Raw genomic sequence first — 24,931 nt, forward strand, 5'->3', positions numbered from 1 at the left:
GCGCTGCAGGCGGTCGCCTTCGACACCATCGGCGCCGGGTACGGCGAGGCCTTCCCGGCCAAGGACGGCCAGCTGGCCTGCGGCCGGCGGCTGCTCGCCGGGCTGGAACCCGGTGCCCGGGTGCTGGACGTCGGCTGCGGCACCGGTGACCCGACCGTCGGGCAGCTGGCCGCGGCCGGTCTGCGGGTGATCGGCGCGGACCTCTCCGACGGGATGCTCACCCTGGCCCGGCGGGCCGCCTTTCCCGGCGTCTTTGCGCCAGTCTTCCATCGGATCGACCTGTACGATCTGGCCACCGAGCGTGCCGGCCGGGTCTGGAACGCCCCCGAACTCGGGCCGGACGGCCGGGGGCGCTTCGCCGCGGTCACCGCGTTCTTCTCGCTGATCCTGCTGCCGCAGGACGAGATTCCGACCGTGCTCGGGCAGCTGCGCGAACTCCTGCGTCCGGGCGGACTGCTGGCGCTCGGTATGGTCGAGGCGGACCTGGATCACGTTCCGCTTCCGTTCCTTGGCAGAGAGCTGCGGATCAGTGGGTATCTGAGGGAGGATCTGGAACGGGTTCTGGTCTCGGCCGGCTTCGCCGTCGAGGAGTGCTCGGGGCATCCGTACGCACCGGCCAGTACCTCGCTGCCGCCGGAGGAACAGCTGTTCCTGTGCTGTCGACGCGTCGGCTGATCGAACCGGGACAGGACAGGACCGGCCGTACCCACGGCCGGCGCAACAGAACAGCTCACCGACCACACCAAATCCAGGACAGGCAGCCGTGCGCGACCAGCTCAAGACCGAGGCGGAGCAGCCGCCCGCCGTCCCGGGCCAGCGCCGCCAGGTCCCGGCCGCGCCACCGGCCCCGGCCCTGGCCGCCCCGACCTCGGCCCCGGCCGCCCCGGCCCCGGCACGACGGACGGGCGCGCGGCCGGAGCGCGCCGAGATGGCGGACCGCCTGGCGTACCTCGACTCGGCGACCCGGCGGATCAACACCGCCCTCGACCTCGCCGCGACGCTGCGCAACATCGGCCGGGTGCTCGTCCCGACGCTCGCCGACGCCGCCGTCGTCCACCTGCGCGACCCGCTGCCCAACGTCGAACGCGAACCCGGGTTCCCGGAGGAGCTGCGGATACACCACAGCACCGGCACCCGGATCGGCCGCCGCGGCCGCCCGAGCGGCCTGGACGACCGGCGCCGCTCCCGCTACGGCGCCCGCTCGACCGCCGACGGCGGCCCGGCCACCCCGGTGACCCGCGGCGGGGCGCTCGCCCACGCCCTGCTGAGCCGCCGCCCCGCCGAGGCCGCCGTCCTCGGCACGCCCTCCGCCGAGCGCGCCGAGACACTGCTGCGCGAGCTGTACGGCACCCGCGGGGTGGCCCGGCTGGCCGCCGGCACCTCCGTCCTCGCCCTGCCGCTGCGCGGCCGCAAGGCGGTGCTCGGGCTGTTGATACTGATCCGCCGCCCTCCCGAACGCAGCGGCCGCCCGGTCTTCGACGCCGCGGACACCGCGACCGCGGCGCACCTCGCCACCCAGGCCGGGCTGGCCGTGGACACCGCGCTGCGCTACGCCCGCGAGTGGGAGATCGCCAACGAGCTGCAGCGCAGCATGCTGCCGCTGCGCCTGCCGCAGTCGCACGGCGTCCGGATCGCCCAGCGCTACCTGCCCGGCGAGCGCGGCGCCCAGGTCGGCGGGGACTGGTACGACGCCGTCCCGCTGCCCGGCAACCGGGTCGCCCTGATCGTCGGCGACGTGATGGGCCACTCGCTCACCTCGGCCGCCATCATGGGCCAGCTGCGCACCAGCGCCCAGACCCTGGCCGCCCTCGACCTGCCGCCGCACGAGGTGCTCTACCACCTGGACGAACAAGCCCAGCGGCTGGGCCGCGAACAACACCTGGCCACCTGCGTCTACGCCGTGTACGACCCGATCGCCAACCGGGTGATGATGGCCAACGCCGGGCACGTCCCGCCGGTGCTGGTCCGCCCGGACGGCACCGCCGAGCTGGTCGAACTGGACTCCGGGGCGCCGATCGGCGTCGGCGGGGTGGACTTCAACTCCGTCGAACTGCCCGCGCCGCCCGGCTCGGCGCTGCTGCTGTTCACCGACGGCCTGGTGGAGACCCGCACCCGCCCGATCAGCGACGGCCTGGAGCTGCTGCGCGCCCGGATCGCCGCCGCCCGCTGGCAGTCCCCGGAGCAGCTGTGCCAGGAGGCGCTGCGGATCCTGCCGCCCGGCGACCGCGGCGACGACATCGCGCTGCTCGGCGCCTGCTTCGACGGCATCCCGGCCGGGGACGTCGCGCACTGGTACCTCCAGCCGCGCAACGAGACGCCGGGACGGGCCCGCCGGCTGGCCGCGCACACCCTGCGCCGCTGGGGGCTGGACGAGCTCAGCGAGGCGACCGAGCTGATGGTCAGCGAGCTGGTGACCAACGCCGTCCAGCACGCGACCCGGCCGGTCACCCTGAGCCTGGTGCGCACCACCCGGCTGCGCTGCGAGGTCGGCGACGACAGCCCGCTGCTGCCGCGCCCGCGCCGCACCGGGCCGGAGGACGAACGCGGGCGCGGGCTGCAGATAGTGGCCCGGTGCGCGGACCGCTGGGGCGCGACCAGGCTGGGCACCGGCAAGGTGGTCTGGTTCGAGCAGCGGCTGCCCGCGAACGTGAACGCCGGGGCGTGAGCGCGCCGTTGTGAGCGCGCCACCGTGAACCCGGTGTCGTGAACCCGGTGTCGTGAACGCGACGGCGCCCGGCGGGAACGAGTCCCACCGGGCGCCCCGGGGCGGTCCGTCAGGCCCGGGTCGGCTCCTTGACCGGCTCCCGCGCCGGCTCCTGCTCCGCCTGCTCCGCCAGCCGGGCGATCAGTTGCTCGCCCTCCATGTCCACCCGCGGCACGACCTTCTCCAGCCGCTTCGGGAACCACCAGGCCGCCTTGCCGAACAGCGCCATCGCGGCCGGCACCAGCGCCATCCGCACCACGAAGGCGTCCACCAGCACGCCCACCGCGAGGGCGAAGCCGATCGGCTGGACGATCGGGTCGTGGCCGAAGACGAACGAGCCGAACACCGCCACCATGATCAGCGCGGCCGCGGTGACCACCCTGGCCCCGTTGCGCACGCCGCCCACCACGGCCTCGCGCGGCGCCGCGCCGTGGACGTACTGCTCCTTCATCCCGGAGACCAGGAACAGCTCGTAGTCCATCGCCAGCCCGAACAGCACGCCGATCAGCAGGATCGGCACGAAGCTCACCACCGGGCCGACCTTGGGCACGTCGATCAGGCCGTCCAGCCAGCCCCACTGGTAGACCGCGACCACCGCGCCGAGCGAGGCGGTGATGCTGAGCAGGAAGCCTGCCACCGCCTTGAGCGGGACGAGCACCGAGCGGAACGCCAGCGCCAGCAGCACCACCGCGATCCCGACGATCACCGCGAGGAAGGGCGGCAGCGCCTGGCCGAGCTTGGTGGAGACGTCGATGTTGGCGGCCGTGGTGCCGGTGACGGCGATGTCCGCGCCGGTCGCCGCCTTGAGCTCCGCCTTCTGGTCGCGGATCTCGTTGACCAGCGCCTTGGTGTCCGCGTGGTCCGGGCCGGTCCGCGGGATGACGGTCACCAGCGCGGTGCCGCTCGCCTGGTCGACGGTCGGCGGCAGCAGCGTCCCGACGCCGTCGAGGGTCCGGAGCTTCGCGGCCACGCCCTGCACCGCCTGCTCGGGCCGCGGCGCGCCGTGGGCGTCCACGACGACCACCAGCGGCGCGTTGAAGCCCGGCCCGAAGCTCTCGCCCACCAGGTCGTAGGCCTTGCGGGCGTCCGTCCCGACGGCCTGCGAACCGCCGCTCGGCAGGCCGAGGTCCAGGCTCGCGGCGGGCACCGCCAGGGCGCCCAGCCCGGCCAGTGAGACCAGCAGCACGGGCAGCGGGCGGCGGACCACGAAGCGGCCCCAGCGCTCGCCCATGGTGGTGCGGCCGTTGGCGGTCAGGGCCCGCTTCCAGATCGGCAGCCGGTCGATGGCCCGGCCGGTGAAGCCCAGCACGGCGGGCAGCAGCGTGATCGCGACCAGGACGGCCACCACGACGGCACCGGAGGCGGCCAGGCCCATCACGGTGAGGAAGGGGACGCCCGCGACGGCGAGTCCGGCGAGCGCGACGACCACGGTCAGGCCGGCGAAGACGACGGCGCTGCCCGCGGTCGCGGTGGCCCGGGCGGCGGCCTCCTCCGGCTCCAGGCCCTCGTCCAGGTGGCGGCGGTGCCGGAACAGGATGAACAGCGCGTAGTCGATGCCGACGGCGAGGCCGACCATCAGGGCCAGCACCGGCGCGGTGGTGATGATCTCGAAGGAGCCGGTGAGCGCCAGCAGGCCGGCCATCGTCACGCCGACGCCGACCAGCGCGGTCAGCAGCGGCAGTCCGGCGGCGACCAGCGTGCCGAGGGTGACCACCAGGACCACCCCGGCCATCACCAGGCCGATCGCCTCGCTGCCGCCCTCGATCTGGGCCATCGTGTTGTACGCGTCGCCGCCGAAGGCCACGTCCAGCCCGGCCGCGCGGGCCGGCTCGGCGGCGGCCTTCACGGCCTCGCGCTGCTGGTCGGTGACGTCGGCGAGCTTGTGGTCGAACGAGACCAGGGCGATCGCGACCTTCCCGTCCGGCGAGAGCGCGCCGGTGGCGTACGGGTCGGGCACCGCGGCCACGCCCGGCACCCCGGCGATCCGGGCGACGGCCTCGCCGACCGCCTTGCCCGCCTCGGGCGTGGCGACGCCGCCAGGCGCACCGGCGGCGAAGACGACCTGCGCGGAGCCGTGGCCCTGCGCCGGGAAGGTGTCCTTGATCCGGTCCAGGGTGGCCTGGGCCTCGGTGCCCGGGACCTTGAACTCGTCGCTGGTCTTGCCGGCGAAGGCGCCCGCGGCCCCGCCGATGGCGATGAGCACGGCGATCCAGACGGCGACGACGGCTCGCCGTCGCCGGAAGCAGTATCGGCCCAGTCGGTACAGGTACGTGGCCATCGGCGGTCCCTCGGTTCGGTCAGGGCAGGTCGGGTCCCACCGTAGACCGAACTTTGTCGAGTGACAAAGTTGATCGACAAGATCAAACGACGCAGTTGCCCGCCCGTGGCGCTACCCTGACTGGATGGCTCATGTCCCCGCCTCCGAACGCCGACCACAACTGGTCCAGGCCGCGATCGACCTGATGACCAGGGAGGGAATCGCGGCCGGCAGCACCCGAGCGATCGCGGCCGAGCTCGGCGTGGCGCAGGCGACGGTGCACTACACCTTCGGCACCAAGAAGGACCTCTACCGGGCCGTCGTCGAGCAGCTGAAGTCCGACTTCGTCGGCGAGGTGCGCGCCGCCTCCCCCGGCGACGGGGCGTTCGGCGAGCAGGTCCGCACCCTGGTGCACGCGCTCTGGGAGGCCGCCACCGGCGAGCACGGGCGCTGCGTGCTGCTGAGCGAGTTCGGGGCGCTGGCCATGCGCGACCCGGACATGCAGGAGATCATGCTCGGGCTCCAGCACGACATCGAGGGCACCGCCACCGAGATGCTCGGCGCCCTCGCGGCCGCCCACGGCCTGACCCTGGCGCTGCCCGCCCGCCGGATCGCCGTCCACTTCCTCGGCGGCTTCGACGGCCTGACGGCCCGCCACCTCACCCTGCGCCGCCCCGGCGACCGGCCCGACCAGGACACCCTGGACGCGCTGGAGCTGCTGGTCGCGACGACGGTCGGGCTCTGCCTGGGCGCCCCGGCGGCGGCGAGCGCCGAGGGCTGACCCGGGCGGCAGGCCCCGGGCGACGGTCCGGACCGGCGGCCTAGGCGACGATCCGGACCGGCAGCTCGACCAGCACCTCGCGCAGCGCGGCCGCGAAGCGCTCGTACTCGGCCCCGCGGGCCGAGCCCGGCCGGACGGCCAGCCCGATCCGGCGGCCGGGCGCCGGGGCGGCGAAGCGGACGGCGGCCAGCCGGTCGGTGCGCCCGGCCTCGACGTCCAGCGCGGTGGCGGGCAGCAGGGTCACCCCGAGGCCGCCGGCGACCAGCTGGACCAGGGTGGACAGGCCGGCCGCGCGGGTGATCGAGCCCGTCGGGTCGGCGCCGACCTCACGGCAGATGTCCAGCGCCTGGTCGCGCAGGCAGTGGCCCTCCTCCAGCAGCAGCACGTCCAGGTCGAGCAGCACGTCGCGCGGCACGTCGATCCGCCCGGCGAGCGGGTGCCCGGGCGGGGTGAGCAGGACGAAGTCCTCGTCGAACAGCGGGATGTCCAGGGTCGGCGAGACCCCGCCGGCCGGCAGCGCGAGCAGCAGGACGTCCAGCCGCCCGGCGGCCAGGCCCTCCAGCAGCGAGGGGGTGCGCTCCTCGTGGACGTGCGGCTCCAGGTCCGGGAAGCGGTCGCGGACCAGCCGCAGCACGGTGGGCAGCAGGTAGGGCGCCACGGTCGGGATGACGCCCAGGTGCAGCGGCCCGGTGAACGGGCGGCGGGCGGCCTCGACCTCCTCGGTGAGGGCCTGGAGCGAGGCGAGCACCCGGCGGGCGTGCCGGTGCACCCGCTCCCCCAGTGGAGTGACGATCACCTTGCGCGTCGTACGCTCGACCAGCTGCGCGCCCAGCGACTCCTCCAGCGCCGCGACCGCTCCGGACAGCGCGGGCTGGCTCGTCCCGGTGGCGGCGGCGGCCTCCCGGAAGTGCCGGTGTTCGGCCACCGCGACGAAGGCCCTCAGCTGGGCGACGGTCGGAGTGCGCGGGCTGCGGACTGTGGCACTCGCCACAGCAGGGTCCGACGGGGCGCCGCCGTTCCTGCGGGAGGCCGGGCGCGACGTGGGAAGTTCGGTACTGATAGCAATCTCCGATCAGATACATCCAGTGTAGCTATTTCCCTGATCAGTCCACGATGTGGAATCGTGAGTGGTGTCCGGATTCCGGACAATCCCCTCATCTCACCTCAGGAGAAGCGAACGTGCTCACGATCGGTGACAAGTTCCCCGAGTTCGACCTCAAGGCCTGTGTCGACCTGGACGCCGCGAGCGCCTTCGCCGACATCAACCACAAGTCCTACGAGGGCAAGTGGAAGGTCGTCTTCTTCTGGCCGATGGACTTCACCTTCGTCTGCCCGACCGAGATCGCCGCGTTCGGCAAGCTGAACGACGAGTTCGCCGACCGCGACGCCCAGATCCTCGGCGTCTCCGGCGACTCCGAGTTCGTGCACCACGCCTGGCGCAAGGACCACAAGGACCTGCGCGACCTGCCCTTCCCGATGCTGGCCGACATCAAGCACGACCTGATGCGCGACTGCGGCGTCGAGAACGAGGACGGCACCGCCCAGCGCGCCGTCTTCATCGTCGACCCGAACAACGAGATCCAGTTCGTCATGGTCACCGCCGGCTCCGTCGGCCGTAACCCCAAGGAGGTCCTGCGGGTGCTGGACGCCCTGCAGACCGACGAGCTGTGCCCGTGCAACTGGAGCAAGGGCGAGGACACCCTCGACGCCCAGGCCCTGCTGGCGGGCTGACCCATGGCTCTCGACGACCTGAAGGCCGCCCTCCCGGACTACGCCAAGGACCTCAAGCTCAACCTGGGCTCGGTCATCGGCAACTCCGACCTCCCCGCCCAGCAGCTCTGGGGCACCGTGCTGTCCTGCGCGATGGCCACCCGCAGCCCCGGCCTGCTGCGCGAGCTGGAGCCCGAGGCCAAGGCCAACCTCTCCCCGGAGGCGTACACCGCCGCCAAGGGCGCGGCCGCGATCATGGGGATGAACAACGTCTACTACCGGACGCTGCACCTGCTCTCCGACAAGGAGTACAGCACGATGCGGGCCGGTCTGCGGATGAACATCATCGGCACCCCGGGCGTCGAGAAGGTCGACTTCGAGCTCTGGTGCTTCGCGGTCTCGGCCATCAACGGCTGCGGCCAGTGCCTCGACTCGCACGAGGCCGTGCTGCGCAAGGCCGGTGTCGAGCGCGAGGTCGTCCAGGCCTCGATGAAGATCGCCGCCGTCCTCCAGGCCGTGGCCGGCGTCCTCGACTCCGAGGCCGCCCTCGCCAACGCCTGACGCACCCGCGTACGCCGACGGGCCCCTCCCGGACACCATGTCCGGGAGGGGCCCGTCGGCGTACGCGCCGGCTGCTCCGCCGCGGGCTACGCCTTCGACGGCGGCTGCGGCTGCGGGGACCCCGCCGGGGCGGCCACGGTGCGCTCGGCGGCCTCGCGGGCGGCCTCGAGCGCGGTGAAGACGGCCTGGCCGGCCTCGTTGCGGCGGCGCAGGTGGGCGACCACGGTGTTGGTGACGGCGATCAGCGGGACGGCGACCACCGCGCCGCCGATGCCGCCGATGATCCCGCCGGCCGCGACGCCGAGCACGACGCCGAGCGGGTGGACCCGGACGGCCCGGCCGAGGATCAGCGGCTGGAGGATGTGGCTCTCCACCTGCATCACCACCACCAGCACCACCAGCACCATCAGCGCCGTCCACGGCCCCTGGGTGACCAGCGCGATCAGCACCGCGACGGTGCCGGTGATCAGCGCACCGACCAGCGGGACGAAGGCGCCCAGGAAGATGATCACGGCCAGCGGCAGGGCCAGCGGCACGCCCAGCAGGTCGACGCCGATGCCGATGCAGAGCGCGTCGATGAAGGCCACGCAGACCGTGCCGCGCACATAGGCGGTGAGCGTCGTCCAGGCCTTCGGGCCGGCCCCGGCCATCGCGAACCGGGAGTGCCGGGGCAGGCCGCGCAGCGCCCAGTTCCAGATCTTCCCGCCGTCGTAGAGGAAGAAGAAGGTGGTGAAGAAGGTCATCAGCAGCGCGGTCAGCACCTCGACGGCGATCTGCGCGCCGGTGATCGAGGCCGAGGTGAGCTGGTCGGTGTTGGTGGTGATGGCCTTGGTGATCTGGTTGGCGAAGTCGGTGATCTGCTGCTGGGTCAGGTGCAGCGGCCCGGTGACCATCCAGTCCCGCAGCTGGTTGACGCCGGTCTTCACCTGGGTGGTGACGTCCGAGAGGTTGGTCGACACCTGCCAGACCACGAACCAGCCGACCAGTCCGATCCCGGCCAGACCACTGAGGAACACCCCGCCCGCCGCCAGCGAGCGCGGCACCCCGCGCCGGCGCAGCCAGGAGACCGAGGGCTCCAGCAGCGCGGTGATCAGCAGCGAGGCCAGCACCGAGAAGGCGACCAGCCGCAACATGTCGACCACGTAGAAGACGACGTAGAGCGCGGCGCCGAGCAGCAGCAGCCGCCAGGTCGACTCGGCGGCCACCCGCAGCCCCCACGGCACCGCCTCGGCGGGCGTGGCCGGGCGGCCGGGGTGGTGCTCCCGCCCGAGGCCGGCGTGCGCGACCGGTGCGGGCGGGGCGGCCGGGGCCGCCGCGGCGGACGGCGGGAGGGCCTCGGCCACCGGGCCCGGGTCGACCCGGGGCGCCGGAACCGGGCCGGGCACCTCGGCGAGTGCCGGGGCGTGCCCGTCCACCAGCGCCGGCACGTGTGCCTCGGCCGGTTCGGGGTGAGCCGGCCCCGGGAGGACCGGCTCGTGCGGGTCGGCCGCCATGGCGGCCCGCCGGCGCCGTTCGATCACGGCGGCCGCGCTCGCCACCACGGCCATGCCCTTGGCCACGGCCTTGAAGGCCTTTCCGCCCCGCGCCATCCTCGCTACCACCGCTCCCCTGCCGAACCCGCCGTGCCGGCGGCACGCCGCGGGTCCCGCCGCGGCCGTCAGGGATGACGCTACCCGCCGTGGCTGTGGCAATTCCGGCCGCCGGTCCGTTCGACCCGAACCGACCATCCCGATGAACCGGACAAAACGCCAGGTTCCACCTGGTTTCGGGCACAGTTCGCTGGGGAGGAGTCGGGACGAGACCCCGGAGCCGAGCCACCGAGGTCGCCCCACGGCCAACTGTCGGCGGACCAGCCGGTGCGGGAGGCTACCAGGACCCCTTCCCGCGCCCCGCGTCCGCAACCGGGACCGCACCGTCCGAGGGCGCACTGGTCAGCGCAGCCCGGGCGGCGCGGTCCTCCCGCTCCCACCGCGCGCCACGCGCCACGCACCGCACGTGACCGGAGAACGCCACGGCCCCCGGTCGCCCGTCCGAGGAGGACGGACGGCCGGGGGCCGTGCGGAACCGCGCCGCCGGAGCGGCCGCCGTTCCTAGTACCAGTTGTGACCCTGCCAGAACGACCACGCGCCGCAGGGACTGCCGTAGCGGGAGTTCATGTAGCTGAGGCCCCACTTGATCTGGGTGGCCGGGTTGGTGCGCCAGTCGGCACCGGCCGAGGCCATCTTGGTGCCGGGCAGCGCCTGGACCAGACCGTACGCGCCGGAGCTCTTGTTGGTCGCGGTGTAGTCCCAGCCGCTCTCGCGCTTCACGATCTGGCTGAAGCACTGGAACTGCGCGTCGTTGCCGACGATCTGCCGGGCCAGGTCCTGGACCGAGCCGGGGCTGACCGAGACGGGCGGCGCGCTGTCCTCGACCGCGGTCATCGCGGACCGGGCCTTGGAACGGTTCGCGGCGGCCTCGTCGGCCTTGCGCTTCTCGTCCGCGGCCTTGGCGGCCTGCTCCGCGTCCGCCTTGGCCTGGGCGTCGGCCTTGGCCTGGGCGTCCGCGGCGGCCTGCTGGCGCGCGGCCTCCTCGGCAGCCTTCTGCTCCGCGGCGGCCTTGGCGGCGGCGTCGGCGGAGGCCTGCTGGGCGGATGCCTGCTGGCCGATGTTGTCACTGATGGTCTGCGCCTGGGCGCCAGAGGGGACTTCGGCAAGCAGGGTCGCGCCGGCGACGTCGACCGTCTGCGTGGTCTTGCCCTCGCTGCCCGAGGCCATACCAACGACGGCACCGACAGCGGTGACGGCGGTGGCGGAGGCCACAGCAACTCCCCGGACCGAGATCCGAGTCACATGGATTCCTTCCAGCATCGCCCACGCGTGACCGTACGGGCGCAACGTGCCCCTTGGCACGGACCTCCGCATGGTGCTCTGGTCACGGGAGGTGCTGGCCCGGCGTCCGGCCGAGGTGAGGCGACCGGGCGTTGGAATCGGGCGGCGTACGGCTCAACGGTCTTCAATTGTGTGTCCACCGACCGGAGTTGGCGGACCTTCCGGGGCCTGACCCCCGGAGTCCGGGAGCCCTGCCGCGCCGTACGCGGGGCCTGACAGAACCCTCACCATGCCGCACCGGGCACTGTCGACGCAATTCCCGCCCGCGTGGCGCATGTCACATCCACCGTACGGCAGTTCCCTGGACAGAAAGCACTCGATGTGATGAAACGGGCGGGGCCCGCTCCGTCAGGAACGGACCCCTGGCCATGAGTTGACCATATTGTCCGACTATGCCCTACTACGGGCGGATCACGGGTGGATGTCCTCCAGCATCTCCGTGACCAGCGCCGCGATCGGCGAACGCTCCGAGCGGGTCAGCGTGATGTGGGCGAAGAGCGGATGACCCTTCAGCTTCTCCACCACCGCCACCACCCCGTCGTAGCGGCCCACCCGGAGGTTGTCCCGCTGCGCCACGTCGTGGGTGAGCACCACCCGCGAGCCCTGGCCGATCCGGGACAGCACCGTCAGCAGGACGTTCCGCTCCAGCGACTGCGCCTCGTCCACGATCACGAAGGCGTCGTGCAGCGAGCGCCCCCGGATGTGGGTCAGCGGCAGCACCTCCAGCATCCCGCGGGAGATGACCTCCTCGATCACGTCCGGGGTGGTGACGGCGGAGAGGGTGTCGAAGACCGCCTGCGCCCAGGGGCCCATCTTCTCCGCCTCGGAGCCGGGCAGGTAGCCCAGCTCCTGCCCGCCGACCGCGTACAGCGGCCGGAAGACCATCACCTTGCGGTGCTGCCTCCGCTCCAGCACCGCCTCCAGCCCCGCGCACAGCGCCAGCGCCGACTTCCCGGTGCCGGCCCGGCCGCCCATCGAGACGATCCCGATCTCCGGGTCGAGCAGCAGGTCCAGCGCCACCCGCTGCTCGGCGCTGCGCCCGCGCAGCCCGAACGCCTCGCGCTCGCCGCGCACCAGCCGCACCCGGCCGTCGCCGGTGACCCGGCCGAGCGCGCGGCCGCGCTCCGAGGTCAGCACCAGTCCGGTGTGGACGGGCAGCTCGGCGGCCCCGTCGACGTCCACCCCGGCGTCGTGGCCGGCCGAGAACAGCGCGTCCACCTGGTCGGCCGGGACGTGCAGCTCGGACATGCCCGTCCAGCCCGAGGTGATCGCCAGCTCGGCCCGGTACTCCTCGGCCAGCAGGCCCACCGAGCTGGCCTTGATCCGCAGCGGCAGGTCCTTGGACACGACGGTGACGTCGTAGCCCTCGGCCTGGAGGTTGCGGGCGACCGCGAGGATCCTGGTGTCCGCCTCACCGCCGCCGGCGCGGTAGCCGACCGGCAGTATCGACACGTCGGAGTGGTTGAGCTCGACGCGGATGGTGCCGCCGAGCTCGCCGACCGGGATCGGCTCGTCGAGCCGGCCGTGGCGGATGCGGTAGTCGTCGAGCAGTCGCAGCGCCTGGCGGGCGAAGTAGCCCAGCTCCGGGTGGTGCCGCTTGGCCTCCAGCTCGGTGACGACCACCACCGGGAGGACGACCTCGTGCTCCTCGAAGCGGCTCATGGCGAGCGGGTCCGCCAGGAGCACGCTGGTGTCGAGAACGTACGTGCGCCGGTCTGGTGTCCGGCGGCTCTTGGAACTGACCACTAGGCCTCCAGAGCGGATGACCCTGCGTCATCCGCGGCAAGCCGGCCCCCGCTGCCCCGGTGGCCTCGGGGCCGGTCTGACTGGAGTATTCCCAGGCGGGGAACGGTGCATTCGCGCCCCCGGCGAACTGACGGATCATCGCCGGTGAACGTTTGGCCTCGCGCGGGCGCCGGGTAGGCCAGGCCTACGGCGGTCATTTCCTCCGGAGGGCCGGGGCCGGCCGAGGTGCCGCGCCGGGGCCGGCGGGGCTGCCCGGGGCTACAACCCCATCCGGCGGTTGCGCTGTTCGTACGCGCGCAGCGCGCGCAGGAAGTCGACCTTGCGGAAGGCCGGCCAGTACGCCTCGCAGAAGTAGAACTCGCTGTGCGCGCTCTGCCAGAGCAGGAAGCCGGACAGTCGCTGCTCGCCCGAGGTGCGGATGATCAGGTCCGGGTCGGGCTGGTTGCGGGTGTACAGGTGCTCGGCGATGTGCTCGACGGTCAGGATCTCGGCCAGTTCCTCGATCGAGGTGCCGCGCCCGGCCTGCTCCTGGAGCAGCGAGCGGACGGCGTCGGCGATCTCGTGCCGGCCGCCGTAGCCGACCGCGACGTTGACCGTTATGCCGTCGATGTCGGCGGTCTGCTCGGCGGCCCGCTTGAGCACGTCGGCGGTGTGCTGCGGCAGCAGGTCCAGCGCGCCGACCGGGTTGACCCGCCAGCGGCGGGCGGCGGCCAGTCCGGTGACGGTGTCCTCGATGATGCCGAGCAGCGGGACGAGCTCGTCGGCCGGCCGGTCCAGGTTGTCGGTGGAGAGCATCCAGAGGGTGACGACCTTGACGTGGGTCTCGTCGCACCAGCCGAGGAACTCGCTGATCTTGTCGGCGCCGCGCTGGTGGCCGTACGCGGTGGAGCCGCCGGCCGCCTTGGCCCAGCGGCGGTTGCCGTCCAGGATCACTCCGATGTGGCGCGGGGTGCTCGCGAGGTGGACCTCGACCCGCCGGCCGTAGAGCCCGTACATCCCTCCGAGCATGGTGCGCAGCCCCGGCGTCCGTTCGACGACATCGCGCAGACCCATGTTTGCCGGCCCCTCTTTGCTCGTTGCATCTGGTGCGTCACCGCCCCCGGCGCAGCCTACTCCGGCGGGCAGGTGCACGGTAAAGCCCCAGGTAGCGGTCTGGTCACGGTCCTGTGCGAAGTCTGTCCCGACGGGCGTGTCGGGGCTCGTCCGGACGGGCGACGGGCGCGTTCCGCGGCCCCCGGGGCGCGGACACGGAACGGTCTCCGAATCCTTAACGGAACCGTAAGCCGTCCTTCCGATGCTTGACGACCAGCAATGGTCTAGTCCAGCTTTTGATCCGGGACGGAACGATCCTCCGGCTCCGCCCCGCAGGCTCACTTCGGACCTCCCCTCCCCCACACGCGGCCGCCGCGCCCCCCACCGCGGCGGCCGCTCCTCCCCCAGGAGCGTCGCCCCATGGCCCGCACGCTGAACCAGTCCTCGCACAAGCGCCGGCGCAGCCCCCTTCCGGCCGTCGCGGCCGGTGCCACCGCCCTCGCCCTGGCCGGCGGCGGCCTGGCCCTCTTCGCCGGCGGTGCCAGCGCGGCGGTCGGCAACCTGGTCAACAACGGCGGCTTCGACGGCGGGCTCGGGGGCTGGACCTGCACCGGCGCCGCGACCACGGTCTCCTCCCCGGTCCACTCCGGCACCGGCGCGCTCCAGGCCACCCCGGGCGCCGGCGACACCGCCGAGTGCACCCAGACCATCAGCGTGCTGCCCAACACCAGCTACACGCTGAGCGCCTGGGTCCAGGGCCCGTACGTCTACCTCGGCGCGCGCGGCACCGGCGGCACCGACCCGTCCGTCTGGTCGAACCAGAACAGCTGGAACCAGTTGTCCACCACCTTCACCACCGGGGCGAACGCCACCAGCGTCACCGTCTACCTGCACGGCTGGTACGGCCAGAGCGCCTACCTGGCCGACGACGTCGCGCTGGTCGGCCCCGGCGGCACCGGCACCCCGTCGCCGACCGCGACCCCCACCGCCACGCCGACGGCCACCGCCTCCCCCACGGCGACCGCGACGCCCACCCAGACGGCGAGCCCGACCCCCACCGCGACGCCCACCGGGACCACGACGCCGACCCCCACCGCCACGCCGACCAACACCACCCCGCCGGCCACCGGCCTGCCCGCCCACGTGGTCACCGGCTACTGGCAGAACTTCGACAACAACTCGACCGTGCAGCGACTGGGCGACGTCCAGAGCGCCTACGACATCATCGCGGTGTCCTTCGCCGACGCCGTGCCGACCAGGACCGGCGCGATCAGCTTCACCCTGGACCCGGGCCTGTCCAAGGCGCTCGGCGGCTACAGCGACGCCCAGTTCCGCGCCGACATCAAGGCCAAGCAGGCGGCCGGCAAGAAGGTCGTCCTCTCCATCGGCGGCCAGAACGGCGCGATCACCGTCGGGGACGCCACCGCCGGCGCCAACTTCGTCGACAGCGCCTACGCGATCATCAAGGACTACGGCTTCGACGGCATCGACGTCGACCTGGAGAACGGCGTCCAGGCCGGCCCGCTCGGCGACGCGCTGCACGCCCTGCAGGCCAAGGTCGGCCCCGGCTTCGTCCTGACCATGGCCCCCGAGACCATCGGGATGTACAACACCTCCGGCGCCTACTTCCAGCTGGCGCTGAAGACCAAGGACATCCTCACCGTCGTCAACACCCAGTTCTACAACTCGGGTGGCATGAACGGCTGCGACGGCAAGGTCTACAACCAGGGCACCATCGACTTCATCACCTCGCAGGTCTGCACCCAGATCCAGGGCGGGCTGCGGCCGGACCAGGTGGGCATCGGCGTCCCGGCCTCCACCAAGGCGGCGGGCGGCGGCTACGTCTCACCGACCGTGGTGAACAACGCGCTGGACTGCCTGGCCACGGGCAACAACTGCGGCAGCTTCGTGCCGCCGGCCAAGTGGCCGACCATCCGCGGCGCGATGACCTGGTCGACCAACTGGGACGTCAACAACGGCAACGCGTTCTCCAACGCGGTCGGCCCGTTCGTCCACAAGATGCCGTAACGGCGCCCGGCCGCGGTCACCTCACGGCCGCGGCCACCGTCACGGCCACCAGAGCTCAACTCCCCCGGCGCGCCGCTCCTTGAGGGTGGGGCCTGCGCGTCGGCGGCGGGGCCCGTCGCACCGACCGGTGCGGCGGGCCCTTCCGTTCCTCTCCCCTTTACTACCGTCGTCCCCTCTTATCAGCGCCGCCCCTCCACGGACGCCGGGGCGCCGCCGAGTCCGGTGCCGAGGGGCGCGCGCTCACCGAGCAAGGACCGCGACGAGCGCCCCGAGCAGCAGGAACGGGCCGACCGGAACGTCCAGTCCGCGCACCGGGCGGCGGCGGGCCAGCGCGGCGAGGGCTCGCAGGGTGCCCCACAGCCCGGCGAGGACCATCGCGGCGAACAGCCCACCGAGCGCCACCGACCAGCCGTACCAACCCAGCAGCCCGCCCAGGGCAAGCCCGAGCGGGGAGTCCCCGGGGCCCAACGCGCCCAGCCAGACGGCCAGTTCGAGCACGGCCCCGACCGCGAGCGCGGCCAGCAGGCAGCGCAGCGCCACCGCGGGCCCCGCGCTCGGCGCCGCCGCCAGCAGCAGCGCCGTCACCCCGCCGAGCAGCGGCACGGTCAGCCGGTACGGCAGCCGGCGCACCCGCGCGTCGACGAAGCCGAGCGCCACGCCGAGCGTCGCCGCCCAGGCCAGCGCCAGGGTCACCACCACCAGCCCGTCCGCCGCGTACGCCACCGCGACGGCGACCGCCACCGCGACGGCCTCCACCGCCCAGGGGCCGGCGCCCAGCCGCTCCCGGCAGCCCGGGCAGCGCCCGGTCGGCGGCAGCAGGCGCACCGTGCGGCCGCACGCCGGGCAGCCGTCACACCACGGCTCGCCCTCCGGCACCGCGAACCGGGCGATCAGCCCGCGCAGCGGCGCGGCCGCCAGCAGACCGACCAGCGCCGCCACCGGCACGACCGGGACCATCGACGCACCCCCCACCTCGACCTCCTCGACCGACACGTCGGGCACATCCTCCCGCGCCGGGCGGCCGGACGGTGTGCCGTCCGTCTCGTTCCGCACGGCAGTACGGCGACGCCCCTCGCATACAGGAGCATTCCGGACATTCGACTGCTGGTTCGGAAGGCCGCCCGCCACCCCCGCCTGCCGATCCAAGGGGGCCGTTCAGACCCGCGGAAGCACCCCCGCGAAGGCCCACCGCACGGCCCCTCCGTACCCCTAAAGTAGGCGGACATGCAGGTCATCCAGTCCAGCAAGCTCGCCAATGTCTGCTACGACATCCGCGGCCCGGTGCTCGACGAGGCGATGCGGCTGGAGGAACAGGGCCACCGCATCCTCAAGCTCAACACCGGCAACCCGGCCATCTTCGGTTTCGAGGCGCCCCCGGAGATCCTCCAGGACATCCTGCGCAACCTCGCCGACGCCCACGGCTACGGCGACTCCAAGGGTCTGCTGTCCGCGCGCCGCGCGGTGGTCATGCACTACGAGGAGCGCGGGCTGCACGGCCTGGGCGTCGACGACGTCTTCCTCGGCAACGGCGTCTCCGAACTGATCCAGCTGGCCATGACCGCGCTGCTGGACGACGGCGACGAGGTGCTCGTCCCGGCCCCGGACTACCCGCTGTGGACCGCCTCGGTCTCACTGGCCGGCGGCACCGCGGTGCACTACCGCTGCGACGAGCAGTCCGAGTGGTACCCGGACCTCGCCGACATCGAGTCCAAGGTCACCGACCGGACCAGGGCCATCGTGGTGATCAACCCGAACAACCCCACCGGCGCGGTCTACCCGCGCGAGGTGCTGGAGGGCATCACGGAGATCGCCCGCCGGCACGACCTGGTGGTCTACGCGGACGAGATCTACGACAAGATCCTCTACGACGACGCCGAACACGTCCCGCTGGCCACCCTGGCCCCGGACCTCTTCTGCGTCACCTTCAACGGACTGTCCAAGGCGTACCGGGTCGCGGGCTTCCGCTCCGGCTGGATGGTGCTGTCCGGCGACCGGCACCGGGCCCGCAGCTACATCGAGGGCCTGACCGTGCTCGCCTCGATGCGGCTGTGCGCCAACATGCCCGCGCAGCACGCGGTGGCCGCCGCGCTCGGCGGGCGGCAGTCGATCCGCGACCTGGTGCTGCCCGGCGGCCGGCTGCACGCCTCGCGCGACGCCGCGTACGAACTGCTGAACCGGATCCCGGGGGTCAGCTGCGTCAAGCCCAAGGGCGCGCTGTACGCCTTCCCCCGGCTGGACCCCAAGGTCCACAAGATCAGGGACGACGCCCGGATGGTGCTGGACCTGCTGCGCTCCCAGCGCATCCTGCTGGTCCAGGGCACCGGTTTCAACTGGCCCGAGCCGGACCACTTCCGGCTGGTCACGCTGCCCCGGGCGGAGGAGATCACCGACGCGGTGACCCGGATCGGCGACTTCCTCGGCGGTTACGTCCAGCAGTGAAACACTACGGCCGGAGCTCCGGCCCGGGCGATCTCCTTGGTCGGGGAAAGATCGCCCGGCGGAACTCCGGCCGTCCTGCCGCTCAGCGGGGCGCGCGGTTCGTGCCGCGCGCCCGCCTCTGTCGCGGCTGAGGCTCAGGCTCAGCCGAGACGCGCGACGAGGTTCCGGTACTCGTCCCACAGCTCCTTCGGGGTGTGGTCGCCGAAGGTCTCCAGGTGGGCCGGCACGAGGGCGGCCTCCTGGCGCCAGATGTCGGCGTCCACGGTGAAGAGCAGGTCGAGGTCCTCCTTGGACAGGTCCAGGTCGCCGAGGTCGAAGCCCTCGACGGTCGGCAGCACGCCGATCGGGGTCTCGACGCCCTCGCCGGTGCCCTCCAGGCGCTCGACGATCCACTTGAGCACGCGGCTGTTCTCGCCGTAGCCGGGCCAGACGAACTTGCCCTCGGCGTCCTTGCGGAACCAGTTGACGTAGTAGATCTTCGGCAGCTTGGCGGCGTCGGCCTGGGCGCCGACCTTCAGCCAGTGGGCGAAGTAGTCACCCATGTTGTAGCCGCAGAACGGGAGCATCGCGAACGGGTCGCGGCGCAGCTCGCCGACGGTGCCCTCGGCGGCGGCGGTCTTCTCGGAGGCGATGTTGGCGCCGAGGAAGACGCCGTGCTGCCAGTCGAAGGACTCGGTCACCAGCGGGACGGCGGTCGCGCGGCGGCCGCCGAACAGGATCGCCGAGATCGGCACGCCCGCCTGGTCCTCCCACTCCGGGGCGATCGTCGGGCACTGCGCGGCCGGGACGGCGAAGCGGGCGTTCGGGTGGGCGGCCGGGGTGCCGGACTCGGGGGTCCAGTCGTTGCCGCGCCAGTCGGTCAGGTGCGCCGGGGGCTCCTCGGTGAGGCCCTCCCACCACACGTCGCCGTCGTCGGTGAGGGCGACGTTGGTGAAGACGGTGTTGCCCCAGAGGGTGTCGATGGCGTTGGCGTTGGTGTCCACGCCGGTGCCGGGGGCGACGCCGAAGAAACCGGCCTCGGGGTTGATGGCGTACAGGCGGCCGTCGGCGCCGAAGCGCATCCAGGCGATGTCGTCGCCGATCGTCTCGACCTTCCAGCCCGGGACCGTCGGCTGGAGCATGGCCAGGTTGGTCTTGCCGCAGGCCGAGGGGAAGGCGGCCGCGACGTACTTGGCCTCACCGTTGGGCGGGGTGAGCTTCAGGATGAGCATGTGCTCGGCCAGCCAGCCCTCGTCGCGGGCCATGGTCGAGGCGATGCGCAGCGCGTAGCACTTCTTGCCGAGCAGGGCGTTGCCGCCGTAGCCCGAGCCGAAGGACCAGATCTCCTTGGTCTCCGGGAAGTGCGAGATGTACTTGGTGGTGTTGCACGGCCACGGCACGTCCGCCTGGCCCTCGGCCAGCGGGGCGCCGACGGTGTGCACGGCCCGGACGAAGTCGCCGTCCTCGCCGAGCTGGTCCAGCACGGCCTGACCCATGCGGGTCATCACGCGCATGGAGACGGCGACGTAGGCGGAGTCGGTGATCTCGACGCCGTACGCGGCCAGCGGGGAGCCGACCGGGCCCATCGAGAAGGGCACGACGTACATCGTGCGGCCCTTCATCGCGCCCCGGAAGAGGCCCTGCTCGCCCTGGAACAGCTCCCGCATCTCGGCGGGGGCCTTCCAGTTGTTGGTCGGTCCGGCGTCCTTCTCCTGCTCGGAGCAGATGAAGGTGCGGTCCTCCACGCGCGCCACGTCCGTGGGGTCCGAGGCGGCGTAGTAGGAGTTGGGGCGCTTCTCCTCGTTGAGCTTCTTGAAGGTGCCCTGAGCCACCAGCAGGTCCGCGAGGCGCTGGTACTCCTCGTCGGAACCGTCGCACCACTCGATGCGGTCCGGCTGGGTGAGCTCGGCGATCTCGCTCACCCAAGCGAGCAGCTGCTTGTGGCGGGTGGGCGCGGATGCGCTGAGAGCAGAGATCTCGTACGACACGATCGCTCCGTTTCACGCCATCTCGGCGAGGAGATGGCGTCGCGGGGGTCTGAGGGTGCTTGCAGCGTAGCTCCGGACCCAAGGCCGGAACGCGGCGAAGCGTCGAAATTGACGCATCTTTTACTACAGCCAGTATGATTACTGATGAGTAATATGCCAGCCGAACCCCCGACGGAGTGCGCGGCGCCACACTTCAATTACTCCAAAACGTCCAACAGTGATGATCGCCACTTCCTACGCGTCAGTAACCTACGGAGCCGTAGGTAACGGGTAGCATGCTGCGCATGACTGCTGCTGCGCTCGCGGAGAGTGCACTCACGGAGAGCAAGCCGAAGTGGCGCGGCTGGCTGCACGCCGGGATGTTCCCCGCCACGGTGGCCGCCGGGATCGTGCTGATCTGCCTGGCCGACTCCAGGCCCGCCAAGATCGCCTGCGCGATCTACTCGGTCAGCGCCTGGCTGCTGTTCGGGGTCAGCGCGGTGTACCACCGCTTCGACTGGGGACCGCGCGGGGACGCCGTGCTGCGCCGGCTGGACCACGCGAACATCTTCCTGATCATCGCCGGCACCTACACGCCGTTCACGATGCTGCTGCTCGAGGGCGCCGCCCAGCGGCTGCTGCTCTGGGCGGTCTGGGGCGGCGCGCTGGCCGGGATCGCGTTCCGGGTCTTCTGGGTCGGCGCGCCGCGCTGGCTGTACACGCCGGTGTACCTCGCGCTGGGCTGGGCCGCCGCCTTCTTCCTGCCGGACTTCCTGCGCACCGGCGGCGTCGCCGTCCTGGTGCTGATGATCGTCGGCGGGGTGCTCTACAGCATCGGCGGCGTGGTGTACGGCCTCAAGCGGCCCAACCCCTCACCGCGCTGGTTCGGGTTCCACGAGGTGTTCCACGCCTTCACCCTGGGGGCGTTCATCGTCCAGTACGTCGGCGTCTCACTGGTGGCGTACAGCGCGGCCGGCTGAGCCCGGCGCACCCCGACGGGCGGTCGAACGGTCCACGGACCGGCCGGCCGCCCGTTCCGCCGTCCAGGGCCGCTCATAGGGGGCCCGGATCTGCGGGCGGCGCGAGTAGGCCGGGTGGTCGGCGCCACCGGGCTCGGACTGCGGGCCCCCGTCCTGCGGCAGCCCGTGCGCGTGGTGCGGCTCGCCGTGCGCGCCGTGCGGCTCCCCGTGCGCGCGGTGGAGCTCGCCGTGCGACTCCCGGGAGGGCCCGGGCGACGGCCGGTGCGGCTCGCCCGGCGCGACGGGCGGGGTCGGGAGCGTCGCGGATCCGGAGCGCCGGACCGCGCCGGCCGAGCGGGCCCGCGCCTCCCGGGCGTCCAGCGCCTCGCGGGCCCGGCGGCAGCGCTCGCAGTGTGCGGCGTCCGGGGTGCCGCGGCGCGGGCGGTGCCGGACCGGGGCCGGCCCGCCGTACAGGGCACGCCAGCGGCGGGCGACGTAGACCATGAGCAACACGGTCTCGATCCCGGCGACCACCAGGACCAGCGGGGCACCGTTGATCAGATAGGCCGCGACCACGGCCAGCGCCGATCCCACCACCACCGCCGAGCCCCACACCTGGGCGCTCATCTGCTTGTCGTCCGCGTCGGCCACCTCGGTCCCCTTTCCCGGTGCCGGGCTCGTGGTCGGCTCCCGCCGCCCCACCTCTTCTCCGCTCTCGGCACGCGTCGGCCAGCACTGACCGATTGCCACATGGTATCTACCGACAGTCATGGCCGACTGCCCAGGGGCGGCGAACGACAGATCAACGTTGCGTCAATTCCTTGTGTGGAAGCAGCACTTCCAGGACACATCACGGAGCGTGGCAGAGCCCTGCCGCGCCGCCCGGTCCGACGACAGACACCGGGGCCGCCCCGGGAACGCCGAACCCGGCCCTCGACCGCGGGGTCGAGGGCCGGGTTCGGCACTCCCACTGTTCTCTTATCTCTTACGCGCGCGTGTCCGACGTGGGGGTACGCACGGGCAGCGGGGGCCGGCCCGACCGGTCCCCGCCCGCCGTCAGCCGCGCCGGACGCCCGTCCTCCGCCGCAGCACGGCGCCCGCGCCCACCAGCGCGGTGGCGCCCAGGGCGGCCACCGCCGTCACGGCCGGTAGCGGCGAACCGCCGCCCGCGGCCTCCGCCACGGCGGCGGGCCGGGGTGCGGTGTCGGGCTGCGACGCGACGCCGGGCTGCGACGCGGCGTCCGCCTCGTAGCCGCCGCCCCTGCCCGCCCGGTCGTACGCCGAGCCGGGCAGCTTGTCCCCGTACCGCTGGTGCACGAGCTGCTGGTACGCGGCCAGCGTGACCCCACCCGCGCCCACCGAGCGCCGGGCCTCGTCGTCCAGCGGCAGCACCCGGCCGTCGCGCAGCACGTACCAGGCGTTGACCTGCGGCTCACGGAAGGCGGTGCCGCCGCCGCTGCCCGCCGCCTTCGCCGCGTAGTCGCTCTCGTCACCGCCCGAGGCGATGTTGACCACCTTCCAGGCCCCGCCCTGCCGGACGGTCCAGACCGAGGCGCTCTGCCCGTCCGCCGCGACCACCTTGCTGGCGGTGAACTCGGCCTTCGCGATGGGCGCGCCCGGGGTGCCGGCCACGAAACCGGGGTCCAGGAGGTACACCGGCACGGTGTCGCCGGCCAGCCGCGGCTCGGCCGCGCTCGCCGCCCGGGCCTCCTCGGCGGCGCCGATGGTCAGCTGCCGGGTCGGCGGGACTCCCTTGCGGGCGAAGAAGTGGCCGACCTTGTCGAGGACGGCCGGGTCCTGGACCGCGCTGCGGGCCTGTGCCAGCTCGGCGGCGGGCACCGGGGCCGGGGCGGACGGCGAGTCCGCGTACGCGGCCGGGGCGAGCGCCGACGCGAGGCCGGCGGTGAGCAGGGCGGCGGCGGTGACGGTGGTGGCGGCCCGACGGCGGCCCGTGGTCTCGGTCATGGTCGCCCTCACGCGCCGATCCGGTACAGGGAGTGGGTCCACGAGAACGTGTCGTTGTTCACGTAGTACCAGTAATCCGCCCAGTTGTAGCGGTAGTTGGAGGGCCACGGGTCGCCCCAGTAGACCCAGTTGTTCCCGGTGTCGTAGCCGTACAGGACGTGCATGTGGCCGCCGCCCGAGCTCCACTGGATGCGCGTCTCGATCGGGCGGTCGGCGTTCACCTCGGACTGCACGGTGCCGTAGTTCAGGTACCCGTTGACGTACGAGCCCGGCTTGATGCCGACCCAGTTCAGCCCGTTCTGCACATCGGCCAGCGTGGCCTGGCTGTTGGGGCAGGAGGAGTTGGCGGCACGGCCGAACGCGGCGTTGCAGAACTGGTTCTGGCTGTAGTTGTAGCCGAACCAGGTGGCGATGGTGTTCCCGCTCGCCGCCCAGCACCAGTTGGTCTGCTGTTGCTGCTGCATGGTGATGTTGAGCTTCTTGTAGGTGCCGGCCAGGTCGGCCGTGCTGCCGGGCGCGGCGGCCTCGCGGACCTGGTGGGCGGCCCGGTCCTGGTGCGCGGCCGGAGCGGCGGTCGCGGGTGCGGCGGGGGCGGCGATCGCGGGTGCGGCCACCGCGGCGGTGAGCGCCGGGCCCAGCACGCCGAGGGCGAGCACGGAGACCGCGCGGCGCAGCCGTATTCGTGGAACTGGCATGGGGGAAGTGCCTCCTTGCGCGAGTGGAGCGAGGTGCCGTGTGGGGGCGCGGTCCGGATCGCGCCCCGAGCATCGCCTCTCGTCAGGTACGGGTCAACGGCCCTCGGTGGGGCCAGGAGCGAGGTGTGAACGGACGGGCGCGGATGTGAACGGCGCCCGCGAAAGCCCCGCGCAGCAGGCCAGGACCGGTGACAAACCTCCGCACCGATGTGAATATTCACGGTCAAAAGCCGGTCCGCCCCGAACCGCCCGAGCCGTCCCCGAGCCGGACCCCCGCCCCCAGGAGGCCGCCATCCACAAGAGCGACCCAGCCGACCTCGCCGCCGCCCTGCGCACCGGCCCCTTCCACCTCGCCCTGCGCACCGCGATCTCCACCCGGGGCCTCGCCCTGCACCGCATCCGCCGCCACCTCGCACTGCGCGGCGTCAACGTCGGCCTCACCAGCCTCAGTTACTGGCAGCAGGGGCGCCGCCGCCCGGAACGCGCCGAGTCACTGCGCGCCGTCGCCGCCCTGGAGGACGTCCTCGACCTGCCCGAACACTCCCTCACCCGGCTGCTCGGCCCCCGCCGCGCCGCCGAGCCGGCCCCGGTCGGCCCACCCGTCCGCCCCTACCGCGACCTCATCTCCCCCGCGGTGGCCGTCGACGGTCTGCTCGCCACCCTCGCCGGCCCGCGCGACACCGGGCTGCACACCATCACCCACATCGAACGCATCCGGGTCGGCCCCGACCGCCAGCTCGCCCGCCGCGACTCCCAGCACGCCCTGCGCGCCCACCGCGACGGCATCGACCGCTACCTCGCCCTCTACCAGGGCGACCCCGGCAGCGACATCGCCCGCGTCGGCGTCCGCGCCGAGGAGAACTGCCGCCCCGGCCGCATCCGCCGCGACCAGGCCCACCACCTGCTCGCCGCCGAACTCCTCCTCGACCGCCGCCTGCGCGCCGGCGACACCCACCTGCTCGGCTACGGCTTCGACGACGCCCCCTCCCCCGAGCCCAGCTGCGAGTACGTCCGCGGCTTCAACGCCGGCGCCGGCCAGTACGTCCTCCAGGTCACCTTCCACCCCGCCGCCCTCCCCGTCCGCTGCCACCGCTTCGCCCTCCACTCCCCCGGCGCCGACCCGTACGAGACCGAGGAGCTCACCCTCGACGGCCACCACTGCGTCCACCTGGTCGCGACGGCGCTGCGGCCGTGCCTGCTGGGGATCCGCTGGGACTGGGAGTGAGCGGAGCCGGCTG

At 73.0% G+C, this 24,931-nt stretch carries 20 protein-coding genes; 9 read left to right on the forward strand and 11 right to left on the reverse strand.

Features of this window, described 5'->3' with window-relative positions; translation table 11 throughout:
• Positions 1-3: 3 nt before the first annotated feature.
• Both ACIQ87_RS05235 and ACIQ87_RS05240 read left to right on the forward strand, forming a co-directional pair.
• Positions 4-675: a class I SAM-dependent methyltransferase gene (locus ACIQ87_RS05235; RefSeq protein WP_402401888.1), complete on the forward strand. Its 672-nt coding sequence runs from the start codon at positions 4-6 to the stop codon at positions 673-675.
• Positions 676-763: 88 nt separating this feature from the next.
• Positions 764-2,665, forward strand: coding sequence for a SpoIIE family protein phosphatase (locus tag ACIQ87_RS05240; RefSeq protein ID WP_402401712.1), 1,902 nt, complete (start codon positions 764-766; stop codon positions 2,663-2,665).
• 109 nt (positions 2,666-2,774) lie between these two features.
• Here the strand turns inward: ACIQ87_RS05240 and ACIQ87_RS05245 are convergent, their stop codons facing one another.
• Positions 2,775-4,982, reverse strand: coding sequence for an MMPL family transporter (locus ACIQ87_RS05245; protein ID WP_402401715.1), 2,208 nt, complete (start codon positions 4,980-4,982; stop codon positions 2,775-2,777).
• 124 nt (positions 4,983-5,106) lie between these two features.
• Between ACIQ87_RS05245 and ACIQ87_RS05250 the strand changes: the two genes are divergently transcribed.
• Entirely contained in the window at positions 5,107-5,742 is a 636-nt protein-coding gene (locus ACIQ87_RS05250) for a TetR/AcrR family transcriptional regulator (protein ID WP_402401718.1), read from the forward strand.
• A gap of 40 nt (positions 5,743-5,782) precedes the next feature.
• On the opposite strand, the gene ACIQ87_RS05255 is transcribed toward ACIQ87_RS05250, so the two are convergent.
• The gene (locus ACIQ87_RS05255) at positions 5,783-6,733 is read right to left on the reverse strand and encodes a LysR substrate-binding domain-containing protein (RefSeq protein ID WP_402401721.1); all 951 of its coding nucleotides are present in this window, start codon (positions 6,731-6,733) and stop codon (positions 5,783-5,785) included.
• A gap of 188 nt (positions 6,734-6,921) precedes the next feature.
• Between ACIQ87_RS05255 and ACIQ87_RS05260 the strand changes: the two genes are divergently transcribed.
• Both ACIQ87_RS05260 and ACIQ87_RS05265 read left to right on the forward strand, forming a co-directional pair.
• Positions 6,922-7,473, forward strand: coding sequence for a peroxiredoxin (locus ACIQ87_RS05260; protein WP_316526531.1), 552 nt, complete (start codon positions 6,922-6,924; stop codon positions 7,471-7,473).
• Positions 7,474-7,476: 3 nt separating this feature from the next.
• Entirely contained in the window at positions 7,477-8,013 is a 537-nt protein-coding gene (locus ACIQ87_RS05265) for an alkyl hydroperoxide reductase (RefSeq protein ID WP_402401725.1), read from the forward strand.
• An 86-nt stretch (positions 8,014-8,099) separates the two neighbouring features.
• Here the strand turns inward: ACIQ87_RS05265 and ACIQ87_RS05270 are convergent, their stop codons facing one another.
• From ACIQ87_RS05270 to ACIQ87_RS05285, 4 genes are all read right to left on the reverse strand, one after another.
• Positions 8,100-9,602, reverse strand: a complete 1,503-nt coding sequence (locus ACIQ87_RS05270; protein ID WP_402401728.1) for an AI-2E family transporter — start codon at positions 9,600-9,602, stop codon at positions 8,100-8,102.
• Positions 9,603-10,103: 501 nt separating this feature from the next.
• Positions 10,104-10,862, reverse strand: coding sequence for a transglycosylase SLT domain-containing protein (locus ACIQ87_RS05275; RefSeq protein WP_402401731.1), 759 nt, complete (start codon positions 10,860-10,862; stop codon positions 10,104-10,106).
• Positions 10,863-11,294: 432 nt separating this feature from the next.
• The gene (locus ACIQ87_RS05280) at positions 11,295-12,629 is read right to left on the reverse strand and encodes a PhoH family protein (protein ID WP_402401733.1); all 1,335 of its coding nucleotides are present in this window, start codon (positions 12,627-12,629) and stop codon (positions 11,295-11,297) included.
• Positions 12,630-12,887: 258 nt separating this feature from the next.
• Positions 12,888-13,682, reverse strand: a complete 795-nt coding sequence (locus ACIQ87_RS05285) for an isoprenyl transferase (protein ID WP_392873769.1) — start codon at positions 13,680-13,682, stop codon at positions 12,888-12,890.
• Between the two features lie 399 nt (positions 13,683-14,081).
• On the opposite strand from ACIQ87_RS05285, the gene ACIQ87_RS05290 reads away from it, so the two are divergent.
• Positions 14,082-15,689: a chitinase gene (locus tag ACIQ87_RS05290; protein ID WP_402401736.1), complete on the forward strand. Its 1,608-nt coding sequence runs from the start codon at positions 14,082-14,084 to the stop codon at positions 15,687-15,689.
• A 240-nt stretch (positions 15,690-15,929) separates the two neighbouring features.
• Here the strand turns inward: ACIQ87_RS05290 and ACIQ87_RS05295 are convergent, their stop codons facing one another.
• Complete coding sequence (locus ACIQ87_RS05295) at positions 15,930-16,682, reverse strand: prepilin peptidase (protein WP_402401739.1); 753 nt, start codon at positions 16,680-16,682, stop codon at positions 15,930-15,932.
• 231 nt (positions 16,683-16,913) lie between these two features.
• Here ACIQ87_RS05295 and ACIQ87_RS05300 point away from each other — a divergent pair, with 231 nt between their 5' ends.
• Complete coding sequence (locus ACIQ87_RS05300; protein ID WP_402401741.1) at positions 16,914-18,128, forward strand: pyridoxal phosphate-dependent aminotransferase; 1,215 nt, start codon at positions 16,914-16,916, stop codon at positions 18,126-18,128.
• Between the two features lie 140 nt (positions 18,129-18,268).
• Here the strand turns inward: ACIQ87_RS05300 and ACIQ87_RS05305 are convergent, their stop codons facing one another.
• Entirely contained in the window at positions 18,269-20,095 is a 1,827-nt protein-coding gene (locus ACIQ87_RS05305; protein ID WP_402401745.1) for a phosphoenolpyruvate carboxykinase (GTP), read from the reverse strand.
• A gap of 284 nt (positions 20,096-20,379) precedes the next feature.
• Here ACIQ87_RS05305 and ACIQ87_RS05310 point away from each other — a divergent pair, with 284 nt between their 5' ends.
• Positions 20,380-21,054 (forward strand): hemolysin III family protein, encoded by a 675-nt coding sequence (locus ACIQ87_RS05310; RefSeq protein WP_402401747.1) that lies wholly within the window; start codon positions 20,380-20,382, stop codon positions 21,052-21,054.
• Here the strand turns inward: ACIQ87_RS05310 and ACIQ87_RS05315 are convergent.
• The 3 genes from ACIQ87_RS05315 to ACIQ87_RS05325 form a co-directional block, all read right to left on the reverse strand.
• Positions 21,025-21,684: a hypothetical protein gene (locus ACIQ87_RS05315; RefSeq protein WP_402401750.1), complete on the reverse strand. Its 660-nt coding sequence runs from the start codon at positions 21,682-21,684 to the stop codon at positions 21,025-21,027. The two genes, ACIQ87_RS05310 and ACIQ87_RS05315, sit on opposite strands and share 30 nt — an antisense overlap.
• A gap of 405 nt (positions 21,685-22,089) precedes the next feature.
• The gene (locus tag ACIQ87_RS05320) at positions 22,090-22,998 is read right to left on the reverse strand and encodes a hypothetical protein (RefSeq protein WP_402401752.1); all 909 of its coding nucleotides are present in this window, start codon (positions 22,996-22,998) and stop codon (positions 22,090-22,092) included.
• An 8-nt stretch (positions 22,999-23,006) separates the two neighbouring features.
• Positions 23,007-23,693, reverse strand: a complete 687-nt coding sequence (locus ACIQ87_RS05325; protein WP_402401755.1) for a papain-like cysteine protease family protein — start codon at positions 23,691-23,693, stop codon at positions 23,007-23,009.
• Between the two features lie 292 nt (positions 23,694-23,985).
• On the opposite strand from ACIQ87_RS05325, the gene ACIQ87_RS05330 reads away from it, so the two are divergent.
• The gene (locus ACIQ87_RS05330) at positions 23,986-24,918 is read left to right on the forward strand and encodes a hypothetical protein (RefSeq protein WP_402401890.1); all 933 of its coding nucleotides are present in this window, start codon (positions 23,986-23,988) and stop codon (positions 24,916-24,918) included.
• Positions 24,919-24,931: the final 13 nt, after the last annotated feature.

Origin of the sequence: Kitasatospora sp. NPDC096204, from assembly GCF_044763205.1 — a bacterium.
In the GTDB taxonomy this organism is placed as follows: Bacteria; Actinomycetota; Actinomycetes; order Streptomycetales; family Streptomycetaceae; genus Kitasatospora.